19 protein-coding genes are annotated in these 21,354 nt (G+C 62.4%); 11 read left to right on the top strand and 8 right to left on the bottom strand.

Annotated elements, in window-relative coordinates; genetic code table 11:
- Nucleotides 1-42: 42 nt before the first annotated feature.
- The 4 genes from GJV18_RS06480 to GJV18_RS06465 all read right to left on the bottom strand — a co-directional run bounded on the left by GJV18_RS06480 (nt 43) and on the right by GJV18_RS06465 (nt 2,815).
- Nucleotides 43-705 carry an OmpA family protein gene (locus GJV18_RS06480; protein ID WP_160343883.1) on the bottom strand — a complete coding sequence of 221 codons (663 nt, stop codon included), beginning with the start codon at nt 703-705 and terminating at the stop codon, nt 43-45.
- An 80-nt stretch (nt 706-785) separates the two neighbouring features.
- Nucleotides 786-1,430, bottom strand: coding sequence for an MBL fold metallo-hydrolase (locus GJV18_RS06475; protein ID WP_160343882.1), 645 nt, complete (start codon nt 1,428-1,430; stop codon nt 786-788).
- Nucleotides 1,431-2,064: 634 nt separating this feature from the next.
- Nucleotides 2,065-2,433 carry a DUF5064 family protein gene (locus GJV18_RS06470; protein WP_160343881.1) on the bottom strand — a complete coding sequence of 123 codons (369 nt, stop codon included), beginning with the start codon at nt 2,431-2,433 and terminating at the stop codon, nt 2,065-2,067.
- Nucleotides 2,434-2,497: 64 nt separating this feature from the next.
- Nucleotides 2,498-2,815 (bottom strand): DUF2288 domain-containing protein, encoded by a 318-nt coding sequence (locus GJV18_RS06465; RefSeq protein WP_160343880.1) that lies wholly within the window; start codon nt 2,813-2,815, stop codon nt 2,498-2,500.
- Between the two features lie 298 nt (nt 2,816-3,113).
- On the opposite strand from GJV18_RS06465, the gene GJV18_RS06460 reads away from it, so the two are divergent.
- From GJV18_RS06460 to GJV18_RS06440, 5 genes are all read left to right on the top strand, one after another.
- On the top strand, nt 3,114-4,238 hold the full coding sequence (locus GJV18_RS06460; protein ID WP_160343879.1) for a branched-chain amino acid ABC transporter substrate-binding protein: 1,125 nt from the start codon (nt 3,114-3,116) through the stop codon (nt 4,236-4,238).
- A 78-nt stretch (nt 4,239-4,316) separates the two neighbouring features.
- On the top strand, nt 4,317-5,243 hold the full coding sequence (gene livH / locus GJV18_RS06455) for a high-affinity branched-chain amino acid ABC transporter permease LivH (protein WP_160343878.1): 927 nt from the start codon (nt 4,317-4,319) through the stop codon (nt 5,241-5,243).
- Nucleotides 5,240-6,499 (top strand): high-affinity branched-chain amino acid ABC transporter permease LivM, encoded by a 1,260-nt coding sequence (livM, locus tag GJV18_RS06450; protein ID WP_160343877.1) that lies wholly within the window; start codon nt 5,240-5,242, stop codon nt 6,497-6,499. The genes livH and livM overlap by 4 nt, the downstream gene beginning before the upstream one ends.
- Entirely contained in the window at nt 6,496-7,263 is a 768-nt protein-coding gene (gene livG, locus GJV18_RS06445) for a high-affinity branched-chain amino acid ABC transporter ATP-binding protein LivG (protein ID WP_160343876.1), read from the top strand. Before livM ends, livG begins: the two co-directional genes overlap by 4 nt.
- Before the next feature lie 3 nt (nt 7,264-7,266).
- A complete protein-coding gene (locus GJV18_RS06440; protein ID WP_160343875.1) occupies nt 7,267-7,968 on the top strand; it encodes an ABC transporter ATP-binding protein in 702 nt (233 codons plus the stop codon).
- 253 nt (nt 7,969-8,221) lie between these two features.
- Here GJV18_RS06440 and GJV18_RS06435 read toward each other — a convergent pair whose 3' ends face one another.
- Nucleotides 8,222-9,424, bottom strand: a complete 1,203-nt coding sequence (locus GJV18_RS06435) for a patatin-like phospholipase family protein (protein ID WP_160343874.1) — start codon at nt 9,422-9,424, stop codon at nt 8,222-8,224.
- Nucleotides 9,425-9,538: 114 nt separating this feature from the next.
- Nucleotides 9,539-10,462 carry a lipid A biosynthesis lauroyl acyltransferase gene (locus GJV18_RS06430; protein ID WP_160343873.1) on the bottom strand — a complete coding sequence of 308 codons (924 nt, stop codon included), beginning with the start codon at nt 10,460-10,462 and terminating at the stop codon, nt 9,539-9,541.
- Between the two features lie 143 nt (nt 10,463-10,605).
- Here GJV18_RS06430 and minC point away from each other — a divergent pair, with 143 nt between their 5' ends.
- The 4 genes from minC to GJV18_RS06410 all read left to right on the top strand — a co-directional run bounded on the left by minC (nt 10,606) and on the right by GJV18_RS06410 (nt 13,318).
- The gene (gene minC, locus GJV18_RS06425; RefSeq protein WP_160343872.1) at nt 10,606-11,337 is read left to right on the top strand and encodes a septum site-determining protein MinC; all 732 of its coding nucleotides are present in this window, start codon (nt 10,606-10,608) and stop codon (nt 11,335-11,337) included.
- A 100-nt stretch (nt 11,338-11,437) separates the two neighbouring features.
- A complete protein-coding gene (minD, locus tag GJV18_RS06420) occupies nt 11,438-12,250 on the top strand; it encodes a septum site-determining protein MinD (protein ID WP_160343871.1) in 813 nt (270 codons plus the stop codon).
- On the top strand, nt 12,250-12,504 hold the full coding sequence (minE, locus tag GJV18_RS06415) for a cell division topological specificity factor MinE (RefSeq protein ID WP_160343870.1): 255 nt from the start codon (nt 12,250-12,252) through the stop codon (nt 12,502-12,504). The genes minD and minE overlap by 1 nt, the downstream gene beginning before the upstream one ends.
- Nucleotides 12,437-13,318: an RluA family pseudouridine synthase gene (locus GJV18_RS06410; protein ID WP_325065244.1), complete on the top strand. Its 882-nt coding sequence runs from the start codon at nt 12,437-12,439 to the stop codon at nt 13,316-13,318. Before minE ends, GJV18_RS06410 begins: the two co-directional genes overlap by 68 nt.
- 128 nt (nt 13,319-13,446) lie before the next feature.
- Here GJV18_RS06410 and GJV18_RS06405 read toward each other — a convergent pair whose 3' ends face one another.
- Both GJV18_RS06405 and GJV18_RS06400 read right to left on the bottom strand, forming a co-directional pair.
- Complete coding sequence (locus tag GJV18_RS06405; protein WP_160343868.1) at nt 13,447-15,051, bottom strand: ATP-binding protein; 1,605 nt, start codon at nt 15,049-15,051, stop codon at nt 13,447-13,449.
- Nucleotides 15,051-15,770: a winged helix-turn-helix domain-containing protein gene (locus GJV18_RS06400; protein ID WP_160343867.1), complete on the bottom strand. Its 720-nt coding sequence runs from the start codon at nt 15,768-15,770 to the stop codon at nt 15,051-15,053. Before GJV18_RS06400 ends, GJV18_RS06405 begins: the two co-directional genes overlap by 1 nt.
- A 715-nt stretch (nt 15,771-16,485) precedes the next feature.
- On the opposite strand from GJV18_RS06400, the gene GJV18_RS06395 reads away from it, so the two are divergent.
- Nucleotides 16,486-19,392, top strand: a complete 2,907-nt coding sequence (locus GJV18_RS06395; RefSeq protein WP_160343866.1) for a ribonucleoside-diphosphate reductase subunit alpha — start codon at nt 16,486-16,488, stop codon at nt 19,390-19,392.
- 452 nt (nt 19,393-19,844) lie between these two features.
- Nucleotides 19,845-21,098 carry a ribonucleotide-diphosphate reductase subunit beta gene (locus GJV18_RS06390; protein ID WP_160343865.1) on the top strand — a complete coding sequence of 418 codons (1,254 nt, stop codon included), beginning with the start codon at nt 19,845-19,847 and terminating at the stop codon, nt 21,096-21,098.
- The last annotated feature ends 256 nt before the right edge of the window (nt 21,099-21,354 follow it).

The raw sequence follows: 21,354 nt of genomic DNA, 5'->3' as shown, positions 1-21,354 counted from the left end.
CCTCACGTGGAGGGCTTTGTCGGGAAGTATGCCGTTACAGCATCAGAGCGGTCGCAGGTTGATCTCCACGCGGCGATTCTGCGCCCGACCCGACTCGCTGGCATTGCTCGCTACCGGCTGGTCCGGGCCCATGCCGCGGGTGCTGATGCGCATGCCGTTGACGCCCTGGGCGGTCAGGTAGTTGGCTACGCTCTGGGCCCGGCGCTGGGACAGAGTCATGTTGTACTGGTAGGCACCGACATTGTCGGTATGGCCGACGATTTCGATGCTGTTCTGGTCGTACTGCTTGAAGGAGTTGGCCAGGTTGTTCAGCGGCGCATAGAAGTTGCCGGCAATATCCGCCGAGTTGGTGGCGAAGGTGATATTACCCGGCATGATCAGCTTGAGATCATCGCCATTGCGCTGCACTTCGACACCGGTGCCCTGCATGCTACGGCGCAGCTCGGCTTCCTGCTGGTCGACGTAATAACCATAACCGCCCCCGGCCGCGCCCCCCACTGCAGCACCGATCAACGCGCCCTTGGTGCGATCCTTCTTGCTGGAAGTCGCCGCGCCGATGGCTGCGCCCGCCACTGCACCGATGGTGCCGTAGGTGGTCGACTTGCGCATCTCGCCATCATCACGCACATAGGGGTTCTGCACGGCACAGCCGGCCCCCAGGGCCACGGCAGCGGCCAGCAGTATCATTCGTGAAGGTTTGAACATGGTGAGTACTCCAGCAATTGATCGGATGGACACAAAGCCCTGTGTGGATTGGAGCCTGAAAGCACTGAAAGATTCCCTGCTCAGGCTCGCACAAAGGGGTTCTCGCGCATTTCGTCGCCCAGACGGGTGTCGTCGCCGTGACCGGTGACCACGGTTGCGTCCTCATCCAGGCGGTACAGGCGCTGCTTGATCGAACGCTCGATGGTCGAATAATCCCCACCCCACAGATCCGTACGGCCGATGCCACGCTTGAACAGGGTATCGCCGGCAATCAGCAGCTTGTCTTGGGGGAACCAGAAACTCATGGACCCCGGCGTATGCCCCGGCGTATGCAAGGCCACGCCACAGCCACAAGCCAGTTCCTCATCATCACTGAGCCACTGATCCGGCGCCGGTACTGGAGTATAGGGCACGCCGAACATGCGGCACTGCATCTCCAGATTGTCCCAGAGGAACTGATCCTCCTTGTGCAGATGCAGGGTCGCGCCGGTCTTCTCCTTCATCTGCCCGGAGGCGAGGAAGTGATCCAGGTGCGCGTGGGTGTGAATGATGCTGACCACCTTCAGACCATGGGCGTCCAGGCGCGCCATGATCTGCTCGGGATTGCCGCCCGGATCGACCACTATGGCCTTCTTGGTCACAGGGTCACCGATGATGGTGCAGTTGCACTGCAAAGGCCCGACAGGGAGGGTTTCGCGTATTAGCTGGGGTTTTGCGGCTTCCATGGGTGTTCCTATAGGATTAATGGCACAGTGAGCTTGAAGATGACGACGTTCAGGAAGAAACGCGCATACCAGTGGCACGCCCCAATCAGACGTAACGGGCGCCCCCAATAGACCCGCCGACCCTGCAGGCACGATCACGCTTGTCGATATAGCCCCTGCCTTGGCCTATTGGTGACCCCCTTTGGGGTTCGTCACGTAGATTCCTCCATAGATGCTTGTGATTTTAGCGGCTAAAGCTCGTGTGGCCCGCTGATCAATTCACTCGACAACCTCGATGCAAGCCAAAAGGGTCAGACGCTGCCTGGGTTCACCCTTTCCGACCAGACAACGTTACTGCGCGATCATCTTTACCTCGGGCGGGTCGAGGGTCTGCCGGCTGGGGTGCATGTCCATCTTTTCAGGGATGGCAGCCGCACGCTGGCCTATGCCTGGCTCGACCACGGGGCCCCCGCCCTGAAGCTCCCCGATAGCCCGACTGACGAGTCACCGGGATCGGTTCATGTGCTGTCGGGCGATGTCTACACTTGGGCGGCCTTGCAACCCGGAGATGGCGTCGTGCAGATAGACTGTATTGCCGACGCCTGGCAATGACTCTGAACGGCAGGACAGTGCAACCGCCTGTGCCGTGCCTTTGCTAGAGCCGGTCCTGCTCCAGGTGATCGAGGTTGACCGCTTCGCCAGGCTTGACCGCCAGCTGCTGGCGAATGTCAGCAAACATGGCATCGTATTCGTCGTGATGAGCCATGATCGGCCCATGCCCGGCTGGCAGGCCCTGACGCTGGGCGATCTTGCCCAGCAGGCTGGCGAAGTTGTAGGCGGTGTCACGGTGCATGGCGAAGCTTTCAGTGAACTCACGCCCTGCGACATGACCACACATGCGAAAGTGCATCATCGCGCCCTGATCCGGGTCATGACGCACCTCGTAATAGACGTCAACGCAGTAGGCTGAGATGCCCTCGCTGGCCAGGAGGCGCTCACGATGCAGATGGCCGGGTACAAACATGTCAGATCCTCTCGGTAGACGTAGCGCGCCACCTCGGCTCTGCGTAGGCCTTGGCTGCTCGCTTTCAGTGCAGCGCAGGGGCAGTTGTGCGTTCCTGCACCAGTACCCAGGGAGCCACGACCACGGCCCAGAGTTGTGGATCGCGCGCTAGCAGGTCTTCGGCACGCGTATCGTCGAGCCTGCCCAGCAGCCCGCCTTGCAACCACTGACTGACCCGGGCCTGATCATTTTCGGCCACGGCTTCGGCCATGGCCACCAGATCCTGGCTACCTTCTACCCAGAGTAGCGCACCGCGGGCAAAGAACGGCTGCAGCTCCTGCCAGGTGATGGGCGCGGTTTCGCCGAGCAGCTTGGCATAAAGGGTGCTAGCTTGATCTGTCATGCTGTGTTCCTGTGCAAAAGGTCAGTATCGATGCGGCGCTCATGATAGCGTCAGGTGTCACTCAGGCAAGCCTGATGAGCCGTAGAGAAATGACCGCACAGCCACGGCGTTTTTCTGTACGTTTGTGTCACCCATGCGACACTCAGGGCAATTGCTTCCGACAACCGGCTTTTCAAGCCGCGAAGCCGCACTCTACACTGCAGCGGTCAAGTTGCCGGGGGTATGGCCGGGGTTCGCACCCGGTTCTGCAGCCTTGGCGCCAGAACTACAACAAACAAAAAATAACGAGTGGAGCATTATGAATAAGGCTACTAAGCAGATTTCTAAACTGTTTGCCGCCATGGCCATGGCCGGCGTCGCCAGCTATTCGATGGCTGCCGATACCATCAAGATCGGCCTGGCCGGCCCGGTGACCGGTCCGGTGGCTCAGTACGGCGACATGCAGTTTATCGGCGCCAAAATGGCCATCGAGCAGATCAACAAGGCCGGCGGCGTCAATGGTGCCCAGCTCGAAGGCGTGGTCTATGACGATGCCTGTGACCCCAAGCAGGCCGTTGCGGTCGCCAACAAGATCGTCAACGACGGTGTGCAGTTCGTGGTGGGTCACCTGTGCTCCAGCTCCACTCAGCCGGCGTCCGACATCTATGAAGACGAAGGCGTACTGATGATCACCGCCGCGTCCACCAACCCGGACATCACCACCCGTGGCTACCAGTTGGTGTTCCGCACCATCGGTCTGGACAGCCTGCAGGGCCCGACCGCCGGCAAGTTCATCGTCGACAGCATCAAGCCCAAGCGCGTTGCCGTGATCCACGACAAGCAGCAGTACGGTGAAGGCATTGCCACTGCGGTCAAGCTGGAAGTGGAAAAGGCCGGCATTCCGGTTGCCGCCTTCGAAGGCATTACCGCTGGCGACAAGGATTTCTCCGCCCTGATCGGCAAGCTCAAGCGCGAGAACGTCGACTTCGTCTACTACGGTGGCTACCACCCGGAGCTGGGCCTGATTCTGCGTCAATCCAAGGAGCAGGGTCTGAATGCCAAGTTCATGGGTCCGGAAGGTGTGGGTAACGCCGACATCTCCGCCATCGCCGGCGAGGCCTCCGAAGGCATGCTGGTGACCCTGCCCAAGGCCTTCGACGAAGACCCGAAGAACGCACCGCTGGTTGCCGCCTTCAAGGCCAAGAACGAAGACCCGAGCGGTCCGTTCGTGTTCCCGGCCTACGCGGCTGTTCAGGTGATTGCCGAGGGTATCGCCAAGGCCGGTGACACCGACACCGCCAAGGTGGCTGATGCTATCCGCGCCAACAGCTTCGACACCCCCACCGGCGAGCTGGCCTTCGACGAGAAAGGCGACCTGAAAGACTTCAGCTTCGTAGTCTACGAATGGCATGCCGACGGCACCAAGACTGCACTGAGCGAGTAATCCTTCCCGTCTAAGCCGAAGCCCACTGCAGTTTTCTGCAGTGGGCTTTGTCTATCCGTATCCGCAGGTTACGCAGTTATGACCGAACCTCTGCTCTACTTTATTCAGCAGCTGCTCAACGGGCTCACCGTGGGCAGCACCTATGCCTTGATCGCCATCGGCTACACCATGGTTTACGGCATCATCGGCATGATCAACTTCGCCCACGGCGAGGTGTATATGATCGGCAGCTATGTGGCCTTTATCGTGCTGGCCGCCATGGCCCTGATGGGCCTGGATTATCTGCCCCTGATGATCGTCGGCGCCTTTGTCATCAGCATGATCGTCACCAGCGCCTATGGTTTCAGTATCGAACGGGTGGCCTATCGTCCCCTGCGCGGCGGCAATCGCCTGATCCCGCTGATCTCCGCCATCGGCATGTCCATCTTGCTGCAGAACGTGGTGCGCCTGGCCCAGGGCTCGCGCGATATCGCCATGCCGAGCATGATCAGCGGCGGCTGGAACTTCGGCCCGGGTGACGGCTTTCAGGCTTCGCTGTCCTATATGCAGCTGGTGATCTTCGCCGTCACCTTTATCACCATGACCCTGCTGACCCTGTTCATCTCCCGTTCGCGCACCGGCCGCGCCTGCCGCGCCTGCGCCGAAGACCTGAAGATGACCAACCTGCTGGGCATCAACACCAACGCCATCATCGCCATGACCTTTATCATTGGCGCTGCTTTGGCCGCGGTCGCCGGCGTGCTGCTGAGCATGTACTACGGTGTGATCAACCCCTATATCGGCTTTATGGCCGGCCTCAAGGCCTTTACCGCGGCGGTACTCGGCGGCATCGGCAGCATCCCCGGCGCCGTACTCGGTGGCCTGCTGCTGGGCGTGACCGAAGCCATCACCGCAGGTTATTTCAGCAGCGAATACAAGGATGTGGTGGCCTTCAGCCTGCTGATCCTGATCCTGCTGTTCCGCCCCACCGGCATCCTCGGTCGTCCGGAGGTCGAGAAGGTATGAAGCAACTGCATTTCAAACCCGCCCTGCTGTCGCTGGTGGTGGTCACCATCCTCACCGGCCTGCTCCTCGGTGTTCGCCTGACCCAGGCCGGCACCGGCCTGACCATCACCGGCGCGAGCCCCGATGTGCTGTGGAAGATTGCCGGCGCTGCGCTGTTTATCTTCCTCTACAACCTGCTGCGCGATTACATCGAAGCGGTGCGTGGCAAGCTGCCGGCCAAACCGAGCATGCCGCTGAGCCTGAGCAAACTCAGCGATATCGTGGCGCTACGCCGGCTGTTCTGGTGTTTCATCATCGCTGCCGCCATCGTCTTCCCGTTCTTCGCCAACCGTGGCGCCATCGACCTGGCGACCCTAGTGCTGATCTACGTGATGCTGGGCCTGGGCCTGAACATCGTGGTCGGGCTGGCCGGCCTGCTGGACCTGGGTTACGTCGGTTTCTACGCCGTCGGCGCCTACAGCACCGCCCTGCTCGGCATGTACTTCCAGATCGGCTTCTGGCCGGGCCTGGTGGCAGCTGGCGCCCTGGCGGCGCTGTTCGGCTTCCTGCTGGGCTTTCCGGTACTGCGCCTGCGCGGCGACTACCTGGCGATCGTCACCCTGGGTTTCGGCGAGATCATCCGCATCCTGCTGAACAACATGACCTGGTTGACCAACGGCCCCAACGGCATCGGCAATATCGAGAAGCCGACCCTGTTCGGTCTGGAGTTCAGCCGCCGGGCCAGCGAGGGCGCGCAGACATTCCACGAGTTCTTCGGCATCGCCTTCAACACCAACCACCGGGTCATGTTCCTCTACCTGCTGGCCCTGTTGCTGGTATTGGCCACCCTGTTCGTGATCAACCGCCTGCTGCGCATGCCGCTGGGCCGTGCCTGGGAAGCCATGCGTGAAGACGAGATCGCCTGCCGCGCCCTGGGCCTGAACCCCACCGCGATCAAGCTGACCGCCTTCACCATCGGCGCCACCTTCGCCGGTTTCGCCGGCAGCTTCTTCGCCGCGCGCCAGGGCTTTATCAGCCCTGAATCCTTCACCTTTATCGAGTCGGCGATCATCCTCGCCATCGTCGTGCTGGGTGGCATGGGCTCGCAGCTCGGGGTGATCCTGGCGGCCATCGTGATGACCGTGCTGCCGGAGCTGGCCCGCGAGTTCAACGAGTACCGCATGCTGCTGTTCGGCCTGCTGATGGTGCTGATGATGATCTGGCGCCCACAGGGGCTGCTGCCGATGAAACGCCCGCATCTGGAGCTGCGCACATGAGCCAACCGCTGCTTGAAGTCTCCGGTCTGACCATGCGCTTTGGCGGCCTGCTGGCCGTCAACGGAGTCAACCTGACCGTCAACAAAGGACAGGTGGTGTCCATGATCGGCCCCAACGGCGCCGGCAAGACCACCGTATTCAACTGCCTGACCGGGTTCTATGCCCCCACCGACGGCAAGATCCTCTTCCATGGTGAGGAGATCCAGGGCCTGCCCGGCTTCAAGATCTCGCGCAAGGGGATGATCCGCACCTTCCAGCACGTGCGCCTGTTCAAGGAAATGACCGTGGTGGAGAACCTGCTGGTGGCCCAGCACCGTCACCTCAACACCAACTTCGTCGCCGGCCTGCTGAAGACCCCGGCCTACCGCCGTGCCGAGAAGGAGGCCCTGGAGCGGGCCGCCTACTGGCTGGAGAAGGTCGACCTGCTACCGTTCGCCAACCGTACCGCCAGCACCCTGGCCTACGGTCAGCAGCGCCGTCTGGAAATCGCCCGCTGCATGGTGACCCAGCCGACCCTGCTGATGCTGGACGAACCGGCGGCGGGCCTGAACCCCAAGGAAACCGATGATCTCAAGGCGCTGATCAGTGATCTGCGCGACAACCATGAGATCACCGTGCTGCTGATCGAGCATGACATGAAGCTGGTGATGAGCATTTCCGACCATATCGTGGTGATCAACCAGGGCTGCCCGCTGGCTGCCGGGACACCGGACGAGATCCGCCAGAATCCGGCGGTGATCAAGGCCTACCTGGGTGAGGAGTAAACCATGCTGTCGATGAACAATATCTCCACCTTCTACGGCAAGATCCAGGCCCTGCATGATGTCAGCGTGCAGGTGAACAAGGGCGAGATCGTCACCCTGATCGGCGCCAACGGTGCCGGCAAGACCACCCTGCTGATGACCCTGTGTGGCGACCCGCGTGCCGCCAGCGGGCAGATCCTCTATGAAGGCCAGGATATCAGCGGCCTGAGCACTGCCGAGATCATGCGCCTGGGCCTGGCCGTGGTGCCGGAAGGCCGCCGCGTGTTCTCCCGCCTGACCGTGGAAGAGAACCTGGCCATGGGTGGCTTCTTCGCCAGCAAGGCCGACAATGCGGCGCAGATGGAACATGTGCTGCAGCTCTTCCCGCGTCTCAAGGAGCGCTTCGACCAGCGCGCCGGCACCATGTCCGGTGGCGAACAGCAGATGCTCGCCATCGGCCGTGCGCTGATGAGCCGGCCCAAGCTGCTGCTGCTGGACGAGCCGTCCCTGGGTCTGGCGCCGATCATCATCCAGCAGATCTTCGAGATCATTCAGCAACTGCGCAGCGAAGGCGTGACCATCTTCCTGGTCGAGCAGAATGCCAACCAGGCGCTGAAGCTGGCCGATCGCGGCTATGTGATGGAACACGGCCATATCGTTCTGGAAGACACAGGCGCCAGCCTGCTGGCCAACGAGGATGTTCGCCGCGCCTACCTAGGCGGTTAACGGCCTACTCGGCAATAAAAAGCCGCTCCCCTGGGAGCGGCTTTTTTATATGCAATGCCCCGTAGCCTGAGCATTCGGTCAGCGCCACCGAACATAGGCTGGGCAGGATCTGTAGGGTGCGCCGTGCGCACCGGCATTGCGTTACCAGACTTGGTGCGCACAGCGCACCCTACTCTAGCCGCCTCTGCAAGGCCGGCCTGAGCCTACCCTTGTGCGATGGGTACAGAGTCTTTTTATGTACGCCAATTAGAGTCTAAGCCGGTACCGGCACGACAGTCGGCACCGGCGGACTGCTCAGGCAGAGAAACTCGATCAACCGCTCCTTCTGCGCCATGGCGTCCTGATAGCCCAGCTCGATCAGCTCATTGCAATAACCCGGCTCGAACAGCAGGTAGCTGAGCACCCCGGCGCCACTGGAACGGGTCGCGCCCGGGCCGCGCAGGAACAGACGCAGGGTACGCGGCAGCTCATGCCGATGGCGCGCGGCAATGGCGTCCAGCGGCTGGCTGGGGGCAATCACCAGCACATCCACCGGATTCAGGCCCAGGCCCTTGGGCCGCTGTTCCGGGGCCAGCAGCCGGCTCATCTGGTTGAGGCGTTCGAGCAGTTCGATATCGCTTTCCAGGCTGTCGATAAAGGTACTGTTGAGCATATGCCCACTGATCTGCGCCAGGGTCGGCGGCCGCACCTGCTGTGGACGCTGCTCGCTCGCCGAGCGGGTTTCACTGTTGGGATTGCCGCTAACCCCCACCACCAGCACCCGATTGGCACCCAGATGCAGGGCCGGGCTGATCGGTGCCGGTTGACGCACGGCGCCGTCACCGAAGTATTCGCGATTGATCTTCACCGGCGGGAATACCAGCGGAATCGAGGCGCTGGCCAGCAAATGCTGCAGCCCCAGACGGGTAGGCACCCCCACACGGCGATGGCGGAACCAGGGGTCGATGGTGGCGCGGCCCTGGTAGAAGGTCACCGCCTGGCCCGTTTCGTAGCCGAAGGCCGTGACCGCCACCGCCCGCAACTGCCGGTGGCGCACTGCAGCGGCAATACCGGAAAAGTCCAGTTCGCGGGCCAACAACTCGGCCAGGGGTGAACTGTCCAGCAGCGCCACCGGAATATCGCCGCCCAGGCCCAGCAGGCTGTGGCCGATAAAGCGCGTGGCCTGGCGCAACACCCCCAGCCAGTCGCTGCGATACACCTGATCGGTATGAAAGCCCTGCCAAACCGTGGTCAGGCGGCGCACCGACTCGGTGAAATGCATGGCCCCGCAAGCCAGACCCACGGCATTGATGGCCCCGGCCGAGGTGCCGACGATAACTGGAAAGGGGTTGTGCGCCGCATCGGGCAACAGATCGGCGATCGCCGCCAGTACCCCGACCTGATAGGCCGCCCTCGCACCACCACCAGAGAGAATCAGCCCGGTCAGGGGCTGAGCGGAAGAAGCCAGTTGCGCCATAAGATCCGCCTAGTGTTTTCCCGCAGTATAGGAGGCCCGTCACTGGGCACGGAACCGCTTACGTCAATAAAACAGAGTGATGGGCCGTACTCGCCAATCGCCTGGCGCCCCACCTCAACCCTTGCGGTAGAGCTTGGCCTCACCCGCCGGGCGGGTCTTGAAGCGGCGGTGGGCCCACAGGTACTGCTCGGGACAAACGCGGATGGCCTGTTCGATCCACTGGTTGATACGCAGGCAATCGGCCTCTTCACTGTCGCCGGGGAAGTCGGCCAGGGGCGGATGGATCACCAGGCGGTAGCCCTGCCCATTGGGCAACCGCTGTTGGGTAAAGGGAATTACCTTGGCCCGGCCCATACGGGCGAACTTGCTGGTGGCCGTGACCGTGGCCGCCGGCACACCGAACAACGGCACGAAGACACTGCGCTGGGCGCCGTAGTCCTGGTCCGGCGCATACCAGACCACGCCACCTGCGCGCAGCAGCTTGAGCATGCCGCGTACATCGTCGCGGCCGATCACCCCGAGCAGGCGCTGTTCACGGCCGCGGCGCTGCATGTAATCGAACAGCGGATTCTTGTGCGGGCGGTACATGCCGTACATATCCTGGGCCATGCCGAGCAGCCCCCCACCCATCTCCAGAGTGGTGAAATGCAGCGCCATGAGGATCACGCCCTGACCGTCGGCCTCGGCCTGACGCAGATGCTCCAGCCCCTCAATCGTACCCAGGCGACGCAGACGGGCAGCCGGCCACCACCAGGCAATGGCCATCTCGAAAAAGGTGATGCCGGTGGAGGCGAAGTTCTCCTTGAGCAGGGCTTCACGCTCGGCGGCGGGCATCTGCGGGAAACACAGCTCCAGGTTGCGTGCGGCAATGCGCCGGCGCGAACCGGCCAGACGGTACATCCCCCCCCCCAGGGCGCGCCCCAGCAGCAACAGCACCCGATACGGCAGCTGGGCAATCAGCCACAGCAGTCCCAGCCCCAGCCACAACAGCCAGAAACGCGGATGAAGAAAGGCAGCACGGAAAACCGGACGATCCATAAACAGGCCTGAACATTTAACAAAGCGCGGCATTCTAACAGGCTGCATCCACCCCTGCCCGCCCGACAACTTGCGGGGCGGCGACGTTCTCGCTATAAGTCCCGGTCACTTCCCCAGCTGCTATAAGGCCGCCCAGGCAGACCATGAGCCAAGCCGATCTCCTCGACCAAGACCCCGTATTCCAACTCAAGGGCAGCATGCTGGCCATCACCGTGATGGAGCTGGCGCACAACGACCTCGCCCGCCTCGACCAACAGCTCGGCGAAAAGGTGGCCCAGGCCCCCGCCTTTTTCAGCAACACCCCCCTGGTGCTGGCCCTGGACAAGTTGCCGGAAGGCGAAGGTACGCTCGATCTCGATGCCCTGATGAGCCTGTGCCGCCAGCATGGTCTGCGCACCCTGGCCGTGCGTGCCAGTCGTGAAGACGACATCAAGGCCGCCGAAGCCCTGGACCTGCCCGTACTGCCCCCTTCCGGCGCCCGCGAACGGCCCATCGACCCTGCGCCAGCCCCGGTGGCGCCGAGCAAACCGGCCGAACCGGAACTGCGTCCGAGCAAGATCATCAGCAGCCCGGTACGCGGCGGCCAGCAGGTCTATGCCCAGGGCGCCGACCTGATCGTGCTGGCCCCGGTCAGCGCCGGCGCGGAACTTCTCGCCGACGGCAATATCCATGTGTATGCGCCGATGCGCGGCCGCGCCCTGGCCGGGGTCAAGGGCAACACCGGCGCGCGGATTTTCTGTCAGCAGATGGGCGCGGAGCTGCTGTCCATCGCCGGGCACTACAAGGTCGCCGAAGACCTGCGCCGCGACCCGCTGTGGGGCGAAGCGGTGCATGTCAGCCTGTCGGGTGATGTGTTGAACATCAAACGCCTTTAACGGATACTGCCGGCACTTTTTCAGGGACATCAAAAGGCATCTGGAAGCCTTCTCTGGCTGCCGGATTCCCGTCTTTCTTTACATTTTGGGGTGAATCACCTTGGCCAAGATCCTCGTAGTCACTTCCGGCAAGGGTGGCGTCGGTAAAACCACCACCAGCGCCGCCATCGGTACCGGCCTCGCCCTGCGCGGGCACAAGACAGTCATCGTCGACTTCGACGTCGGTCTGCGTAACCTCGACCTGATCATGGGTTGCGAACGCCGCGTGGTGTACGACTTCGTCAACGTGGTCAACGGCGAAGCCACCCTGAGCCAAGCCCTGATCAAGGACAAGCGCCTGGAAAACCTCTATGTGCTGGCCGCCAGCCAGACCCGTGACAAGGATGCCCTGACCCAGGAAGGCGTCGAGAAGATCATCAACGAGCTGCGCGAAAACTTCGAATACGTGGTCTGCGACTCGCCGGCCGGCATCGAGAAGGGTGCCCACCTGGCCATGTACTTCGCCGACGAAGCGATTGTCGTGACCAATCCGGAAGTGTCCTCGGTCCGCGACTCCGACCGCATGCTCGGCCTGCTGGCCAGCAAGTCGCGCCGCGCCGAGAAAGGAGAGGAGCCGATCAAGGAACACCTACTGCTGACCCGCTACAACCCCGAGCGCGTGACCAAGGGCGAGATGCTTGGCGTGGAAGATGTCGAGGAAATCCTCGCCATTCGCCTGCTCGGCGTGATTCCGGAATCGCAAGCGGTGCTCAAGGCCTCCAACCAGGGCGTGCCGGTGATTCTCGATGACCAGAGCGACGCGGGCCAGGCCTACAGCGACGCCGTCGACCGCCTGCTCGGCAAGGAAGTGCCGCATCGCTTCCTTGACGTGCAGAAGAAAGGACTCATGCACCGCCTGTTTGGAGCACGCTAATGAACATTTTTGACTTCTTTCGTGAACGCAAAAAGGAAACCCCTGCGTCCATCGCGAAAGAGCGTCTGCAGATCATCGTCGCCCACGAGCGCGGCCAACGCAGCCAGCCGGACTACCTGCCGGCCCTGCAGAAGGAACTGGTCGAAGTGATCCGCAAGTACGTCAATATCGACCAGGATCAGGTGCATGTGGCGCTGGAAAACCAGGGCAGCTGCTCCATTCTGGAACTCAATATCACCCTGCCGGATCGTTAATCCGTATCCGCAGGCGCAACCTGATCAGATGGCGGCCTTAAGGGCCGCCATTTTATTTCAGCCTTACACAGAACCTGTAGGAACGGACTTGTCCGCGAAGCTTTTAACCAGCAACGATAAAGTCATCGCGGGCAAGCCCGCTCTTACACCAGCAGACCGACGCGCACTCAAGAAGCCCATGCCGCTAAGCCAAGTAGAAATCCTCCATCAGGACCCTGCCCTGCTGGTGATCAACAAGCCCACCCTGCTGCTCTCGGTGCCGGGCCGCGCCGAGGACAACCGCGACTGCCTGGTGACCCGCCTGCAGGAGAACGGCTACCCGGAGGCGCGTATCGTCCATCGCCTGGACTGGGAAACCTCGGGGATCATCGTGCTGGCCCGCGACGCCGACAGCCACCGCGAGCTGTCGCGGCAGTTCCACGACCGCGAAACCGAGAAGGCCTACACCGCCCTGTGCTGGGGCCAGCCCGAGGGCGAAAGCGGCAGCATCGACCTGCCGCTGCGCTACGACCCGCCAACCAAGCCGCGCCATGTGGTCGACCATGAACTGGGCAAGCATGCCCTGACCTACTGGAAAGTCCTGGAGCGTCACGCCGACCATTGCCGCGTGGAGCTGACGCCCATCACCGGGCGCTCCCATCAGCTGCGCGTGCATATGCTGTCCATCGGCCACCCGCTGCTGGGCGACGGTCTGTACGCCCACCCCGAGGCACTGGCCGCCTACCCGCGCCTGTGCCTGCATGCCAGCATGCTCAGCCTGACTCACCCACAGACGGGTGAGCGTATGCGATTCGAGTGCCCGGCACCGTTCTAAAGCTGCCCCAAGCTGTAGGGTGGATGACGCTGTTTTCATCCACCATTGCCGCTGGTGGATGGGTAAAGCGCCATCCACCCTACAAGGCAGTCAGAAACAATGGCTGCGTCGGATGTGTCGTGCGCACCCTAGCCCTGCTTACGCGGCCAGATCAGGCTAAAGCGCGCGCCACCCAGACTCTCGCTGCGGCTGATCTGCGCCCGCCCGCCGTGCCAGTAGATGATCCGCCGCACGATGGACAATCCCAGACCATGGCCGCCGGAGGCGCGGGCGCGGCTGTCATCCAGGCGTAGAAAGGGGCTGAAGATGCGCTCCCAGGCCTCCTCGGGCACCCCCGGGCCGTCATCCTCCACATCCACCCGGCAACGCAGATGGCCGATCTGGTAGCTGACCCGCACCCGCGACTCGGCATGGCGCAGGGCATTGCTGACCAGATTCTGCAAGGCGCGGTGCAGATAGCGCAGCTCGGCCTCGACCACTGCACCGCTGCCATCCTGCGCATCCAGTGTCCGGCCCAGCTCCAGACGCACCCCGGCGCGCAGCGGCGCCAGCTCCTCGATCACCTGACCAACCAGCTGCCGCAGATCCACCCCCTGAAAACTCAGGGCCGGCGCGCCCTGCTCCAGGCGCGCGTAGGTGAGCATCTCGTCGACCAGCTTGTCGAGGTCCTGGATATCGCTGTCCATGCCTTCCATGTATTTACGCCGCGCCGCCTCGGTTTCGGCATCACCGATCATTTCCAGACCAAAGCGCAGGCGCGCCACCGGCGTGCGCAACTCATGGGACACCGCGCGCACCAGCTCACGCTGCATGCTCAGGGAACTCTGCAAATGCTCGGCCATGGCATTGAAGGCCGCCGCCAGACGCCCCACCGAGTCACTGCCACGGGCTGGCACCCGGGCATCCAGGCGGCCACTGGCGATGCGCGTGGCCGCCCCCTCGACGTCACGCAGGCGCTGTTCCAGAGGACGCACCAGCAGGTAGACCATCAGGCCAATCAGGCTCAGGCCCAGCGCGGTGATCAGCAACAGCAAATGCGTCGGATAGGGGTTCATCTGATACAACGGGCCGATTTCCAGCACCCAGGGCGTATCGACGATGCCGGAGAACACGTGGATGCTGTCACCGCCGCGGCCCAGCGCCATCACCGTGTCGCCTTCATCCACCCGGCGGCGCTGATCCGGATCCAGATAGGCCTGATCCAGACGCTGCAGGCGCAGGTCGAAGCCGAACTGCTTGCTCACCTGCAATTCACGCAGGCGCCGCGGCTGCTCGTCCCAGGGGTGACGCACCAGCTCATCGATCAGCAGGAACATCGTGGCCCTGGCCAGCTGCTCGCTGACCTGCTGCACCTCGGCCACCAGCAACAGCGGCGAGTTCTGCGCAAACTGGCTGTACACCGTCGCCCCATGCTCGCCGCTCTGGCGCACCAGCACCTGGCCACGCTTGAGGCGGTTGCGCTCGCCGCCATCGAGCGTCACCTCGGCCAGCGGCTGAATCTGCAGCTGCACCCCCAGCAACCGCCCCCACAGGGCCAGGGCGCGGCGCCGCTCGACATCCTCCAGGGGCAGCAGATTGTCCGCCATCAGGCGAAAAGTCCCCTGGGCCAGGCGCTCGCGGTACTGATCGGCACGCACCTCGTTCAACAGCTGCAGGCCCCCGGTGCCCAGCAGGGCCACCAGTACCAGCACCGCCAGCATGCCTCCATAGATGCGCAGAAAGATGGAATTCATCAGGCCTCGATGGCCGCTTCGGCGACGAACAGGTAGCCCTTGCTGCGCACGGTCTTGATCAGCCGCGGGTGCATGGGATCGTCACCGATTTTCGGACGGATGCGCGAGATGCGCACATCGATGGAGCGATCCTGACCGTCGTATTCGATACCACGCAGGGCGTTGAAGATTTCCTCACGCGAGAGGATGCGCCCGGCGTTGGCTGCCAGCAGCCAGAGCAGGTCAAACTCGGCACTGGTCAGCTCGATGCCCTGCTCACCCAGCCAGGCTTCACGCATGGCGTTGTCGATCACCAGGGGGCCGAACTGCAGGCGCCGGCGCTCCTGCGCCTCGCCCAGTTCCGGGCCTTCACGGCGACGCAGCAAGGCGCGAATACGCGCCAGCAACACCCGCGGGCGCACCGGCTTGCAGACATAGTCATCGGCGCCCATTTCCAGGCCCAGCACCTGGTCCATATCATCGGTGCGCGCGGTCAGCATCAGGATCGGCCCCTCATACTGACCGCGCACCTTGCGGCAAATACTCAGGCCATCCTCGCCCGGCAGCATCAGGTCGAGAATCACCAGATCCGGCTGCTCGGCCAGGATGCGCGCCGCCGCCCGGCCACCATCGCCTTCCACCGAGACATTCAAGCCATTGCCCTGCAGGTACTCACGGGTCAGCTCGGCCAGACGCTGATCATCTTCGACAATAAGGATGTGCCACGCCTGCTGATCCACAAACCACTCCCGAGGGCTGCATAAAGGTGGGCATTGTAACAATGGCACCGGCGCTGCATAGCGCATGCCAGCTCGTCGGTAAAACACTACATATAGTGCGACAATGTGCACCACACCACGCACTGCAAAACCCCACAGCGCCCCTTGTCGGCACCGACGAACGGTATAAGCCAGCAACCATGGGGCCTGCCCGTTGATCGGCGCAACTCACCCACAATCCACCCACACCTTATCCACAGCTTGTTCAGCGCCGGCCACCTTGCAATACCCCACATAGCGCATTATCTTGTATCCCCATCGCGCAACACCCACCACATGTTGGGTTTAGCCTGAGCACCGGACACTATTGACAAAGGCCCTGGCAAGCACTGTCCACGGCTGTCACCGGCAGGCTGAAACGCTCTTTGCAACAAGCCCGCCCCCGTATGGCGGCTGATATTCAGCTCCGCGCCTGGCGCGTCTGAAACCCTTTTCGGCAGCAGTGGCTCCGGCCACTGCACCACAAGATGTAGTAGTCGAGGCGCCTGGCGCCTCGATGTGTGACTTTTGAGCCAGGAAGGCGCTTTAGTCGTCCTTCCCAGCCCAATTTGCAAGTCCCATGCGCCCGGCGTTTCCCGCTGCGCGCGTGGCGTTGTGGAAATGGAATGAATGGCCTCGGCCGCAAGGAAGACGAATAAAAGCGTCCTACCAATAAATAAAGAACATGGAGACTTTCATGCATACCGACACCACCCGCGAGAACCCGCAAGGCACTGCGCCGCAGGCGGCCGATGCCAGTCAGAACCTGGCCGCCACCGCCCCCGGCCAGCTGCGCGTGATCAAGCGCAACGGCACTGTCGTCCCCTACACCGACGACAAGATCACCGTGGCCATCACCAAGGCGTTTCTCGCTGTTGAGGGCGGCACAGCCGCTGCCTCGTCGCGTATCCATGACACCGTTGCCCGCCTGACCGAGCAGGTCACCGCCACCTTCAAGCGTCGCATGCCCTCCGGCGGCACCATCCATATCGAAGAAATCCAGGACCAGGTCGAGCTGGCCCTGATGCGTGCCGGCGAGCAGAAGGTCGCCCGCGACTACGTGATCTACCGTGAAGCCCAGGCCGTCAAGCGCAAGAGCGCCAGTGCCGGCGAAGTGGCCCAGCCACACCCAAGCATCCGCGTCACCCTCGCCGACGGCAGCGTGCAGCCGCTGGACATGGGCCGTCTGCACACCATCGTCAGCGAGGCCTGCGAAGGCCTGGCCGAAGTGGATGGCGAGCTGATCCAGAAGGAAACCCTGAAGAACCTGTACGACGGCGTGGCCCAGAGCGACGTCAACACCGCCCTGGTGATGACCGCCCGCACCCTGGTCGAGCGTGAGCCCAACTACAGCTACGTCACCGCCCGCCTGCTGATGGACAACATCCGCGCCGAAGGCCTGAAGTTCCTCGGCGTGGCCGACAGCGCCACCCACCACGAAATGGCCGAGCTGTACGCCAAGGCCCTGCCCGCCTACGTGGAAAAGGGCGTGGAATTCGAGCTGCTCGATCCCAAGCTCAAGGACTACGACCTGGCCAAGCTGGGCGCCGCCCTCGACCATGAGCGCGACCAGCAGTTCACCTACCTGGGCCTGCAGACCCTGTACGACCGCTACTTTATCCACAAGGATGGCACCCGTTTCGAACTGCCCCAGGTGTTCTTTATGCGCGTGGCCATGGGCCTGGCGATCGAAGAGCCGCAGAAGGAAGAGCGCGCCATCGAGTTCTACAACCTGCTCTCCAGCTTCGACTACATGGCGTCGACCCCGACCCTGTTCAACGCCGGCACCCTGCGCCCGCAGCTGTCTTCCTGCTACCTGACCACCGTGCCGGATGACCTGTCGGGCATCTACGGCGCCATCCATGACAACGCCATGCTCTCCAAGTTTGCCGGCGGCCTGGGCAACGACTGGACCCCGGTGCGCGCGCTGGGCTCCTATATCAAGGGCACCAACGGCAAGAGCCAGGGCGTCGTGCCCTTCCTCAAGGTGGTCAACGACACCGCCGTGGCCGTAAACCAGGGTGGCAAGCGCAAGGGCGCCGTGTGCGCGTACCTGGAAACCTGGCACATGGACATCGAGGAATTCCTCGAACTGCGCAAGAACACCGGTGACGACCGCCGCCGCACCCACGACATGAACACCGCGAACTGGATTCCGGACCTGTTCATGAAGCGCGTGTTCGACGACGGCAAGTGGACCCTGTTCAGCCCCTCCGAAGTGCCGGACCTGCACGACCTGACCGGCAAGGCCTTCGAAGAGCGCTACGAGTACTACGAAGCCCTGATCGAGTACGGCAAGATCAAGCTGTACAAGACCATCCAGGCCAAAGACCTGTGGCGCAAGATGCTGTCGATGCTGTTTGAAACCGGCCACCCCTGGCTGACCTTCAAGGACCCGTGCAACCTGCGCAGCCCGCAGCAGCACGTGGGCGTGGTGCACAGCTCCAACCTGTGCACCGAAATCACCCTGAACACCAACAAGGACGAGATCGCCGTCTGCAACCTGGGCTCGATCAACCTGGTCAACCACATCGTCGACGGCAAGCTGGACACCGCCAAACTCGGCCGCACCGTGAAGACCGCCGTGCGCATGCTCGATAACGTCATCGACATCAACTACTACAGCGTGCCGCAGGCGAAGAACTCCAACCTCAAGCACCGTCCGGTGGGCCTGGGCATCATGGGCTTCCAGGACGCCCTGTACCTGCAGCACATCGCCTACGGCTCCGACGCAGCGGTGGAGTTCGCCGACAAGTCCATGGAAGCGGTCAGCTACTACGCCATCCAGGCCTCCTGTGAACTGGCCGACGAGCGCGGCAGCTACAGCACCTTCGACGGCTCGCTGTGGTCCAAGGGCATCCTGCCGCTGGACTCGCAGCAGATCCTGATCGAGGCCCGTGGCCAGAAGTACATCGATGTCGACCTGTCCGAGTCCCTGGACTGGGCGCCGTTGCGCGAGCGCGTGAAGAAAGGCATCCGCAACTCCAACATCATGGCCATCGCCCCGACCGCGACCATCTCCAACATCATTGGCGTGTCGCAGTCCATTGAGCCGACCTACCAGAACCTCTATGTGAAGTCGAACCTGTCCGGCGAATTCACCGTGATCAACCCCTACCTGGTGCGCGACCTCAAGGCCCGCGGCCTGTGGGACTCGGTGATGGTCAACGACCTCAAGTACTACGACGGCTCCGTGCAGCAGATCGAGCGCATCCCGCAGGATCTGAAAGACCTGTACGCCACCGCCTTCGAAGTGGAGACCAAGTGGATCGTCGACGCCGCCAGCCGTCGCCAGAAGTGGATCGACCAGGCCCAGTCGCTGAACCTGTATATCGCTGGCGCCAGCGGCAAGAAGCTGGACGTGACCTACCGCATGGCCTGGTACCGTGGCCTGAAAACCACCTACTACCTCCGTGCCCTGGCCGCGACCAGCACCGAGAAGTCCACCATCAACACCGGCAAGCTCAACGCCGTGTCCAGTGGTGGCGGCGATAGCCTCAGCGCAGCACCGGCCAAGGCTCCGGAAGTGGAAATGAGCGCCGGCCCGGCTCCCGTACCGAAAGCCTGTGCCATCGACGAACCGGATTGTGAGGCTTGTCAGTAAGCGCGCGTATCTGAGCGGCGCGCGCGTTGTTGCCTGGCAGGTCGGCCCCCATCACATACAGTCGTATGCTCAGGGGTTCCAACCTGCCAGGCGCCTAGCGCTCACTCGCTCAGCTACACGCTCGAAGGTCGAGCAAAGAGCAAAAGCAACACACGGTTTTATCCCCTCGCCCCTTCGGGGAGACGACTGCAAGGATGCAGGAGGTAGGGCGACGCAGGATGCCAAAGCCGAGGGCTAGGGAGAGGGGCAAAGGCAACACCGCCCTCCCCACTTATTACCACCCCCCGCCCCAACCGGCGAGGGCCTCGGGGCAACGGCCAGCCACTAGAGCCAGCCCCGACCAGCGGTACCCGTTTTACCCTTGCGCGCACTACGCAACGGAACATAATCAGAACCATCTGTATATCCATACAGGCCGGCTATCTCGCCGGCCCGCAAGCAGGAGCCAAGCCATGCTGAGCTGGGATGAATTCGACAAGGAAGACGGCACTGAAGCCGTTACAGCCAACACTGCCGCCAATGCGCAACTGGCTGATATGAACCTCGACAAGCTCGACCAGGCCGGCGGTGCCGCCGCCGTCGAAGCCCGCGCCGTAGCCGCCGACGACAGCGCCGCCGTGGCCCGCGCCAAGGCCGCCCTGGACCAGCTGGACATCCAGGAAGGCCTGGACGAACTGGAAGGCTCCGCCGCCCGCGTGCAGGTTGACCAGAAGCGCATGATCAACGCCCGCGCCGACCTCAACCAGCTCGTACCCTTCAAATACGACTGGGCCTGGCAGAAGTACCTGGATGGCTGCGCCAACCACTGGATGCCCCAGGAAGTGAACATGAACGCGGATATCGCGTTGTGGAAAAGCACCGACGGCCTGACCGACGACGAGCGCCGCATCGTCATGCGCAACCTCGGCTTCTTCTCCACCGCCGACAGCCTGGTGGCCAACAACCTGGCCCTGGCCGTGTACCGCCTGATCACCAACCCCGAGTGCCGCCAGTACATCCTGCGCCAGGCCTTCGAAGAGGCGATCCACACCCACGCCTACCAGTACTGCATCGAATCGCTGGGCATGGATGAAGGCGAGATCTTCAACATGTACCACGAGATCCCATCGGTCGCGAAAAAGGCCAGCTGGGGCCTCAAATATACCCGCGCCATCTCCGACCCGCAGTTCAACACCGGCACCGTGGAAACCGACAAGGAACTGCTGCGCAACCTGATCGCCTACTACTGCGTGCTGGAAGGCATCTTCTTCTACTGCGGCTTTACCCAGATCCTCTCCATGGGCCGCCGCAACAAGATGACCGGCGTCGCCGAGCAGTTCCAGTACATCCTGCGCGACGAGTCCATGCACCTGAACTTCGGCATCGACGTGATCAACCAGATCAAGATCGAAAACCCACACCTGTGGGACGCCCAGATGAAGGACGAAGCGACCCAGATGATCCTCCAGGGCACCCAGCTGGAAATCGAATACGCCCGCGACACCATGCCCCGCGGCGTACTGGGCATGAACGCGGCGATGATGGAGGACTACCTGAAATTTATCGCCAACCGTCGTCTGACTCAGATTGGTTTGAAGGAAGAGTACCCAGGTACCACTAACCCGTTCCCATGGATGAGCGAGATTATGGATCTGAAGAAGGAGAAGAACTTCTTCGAGACGCGAGTGATTGAGTATCAGACTGGTGGGGCGTTGAGCTGGGATTGATTTCAGCTGCCGCTCAAAAGCACTAAAGCGTGAAAGTTTTTCACTAAGCGCGAAATTGATGCTCCAAAGAAGTGCTGCCCAGCGGCAGCCTTTTTTATCCTGAAAGGATTCATGATCATTGCTGACATAAATGATGAGTGCGGGGCGGCTTCGCCCCGCACTCATCTATAAAACTTCATAGTTGCATGAGAAACAGGGGCAAAGTTCGCGTTTTAACGAAAAGAAATTTCGCATACGCGAAAAGCCGAATTCAGCC

Source organism: Pseudomonas xionganensis (genome assembly GCF_009763245.1).
GTDB classification, from domain to species: domain Bacteria; phylum Pseudomonadota; class Gammaproteobacteria; order Pseudomonadales; family Pseudomonadaceae; genus Aquipseudomonas; species Aquipseudomonas xionganensis.
This window is presented reverse-complemented; position numbering and strand designations above follow the sequence as displayed.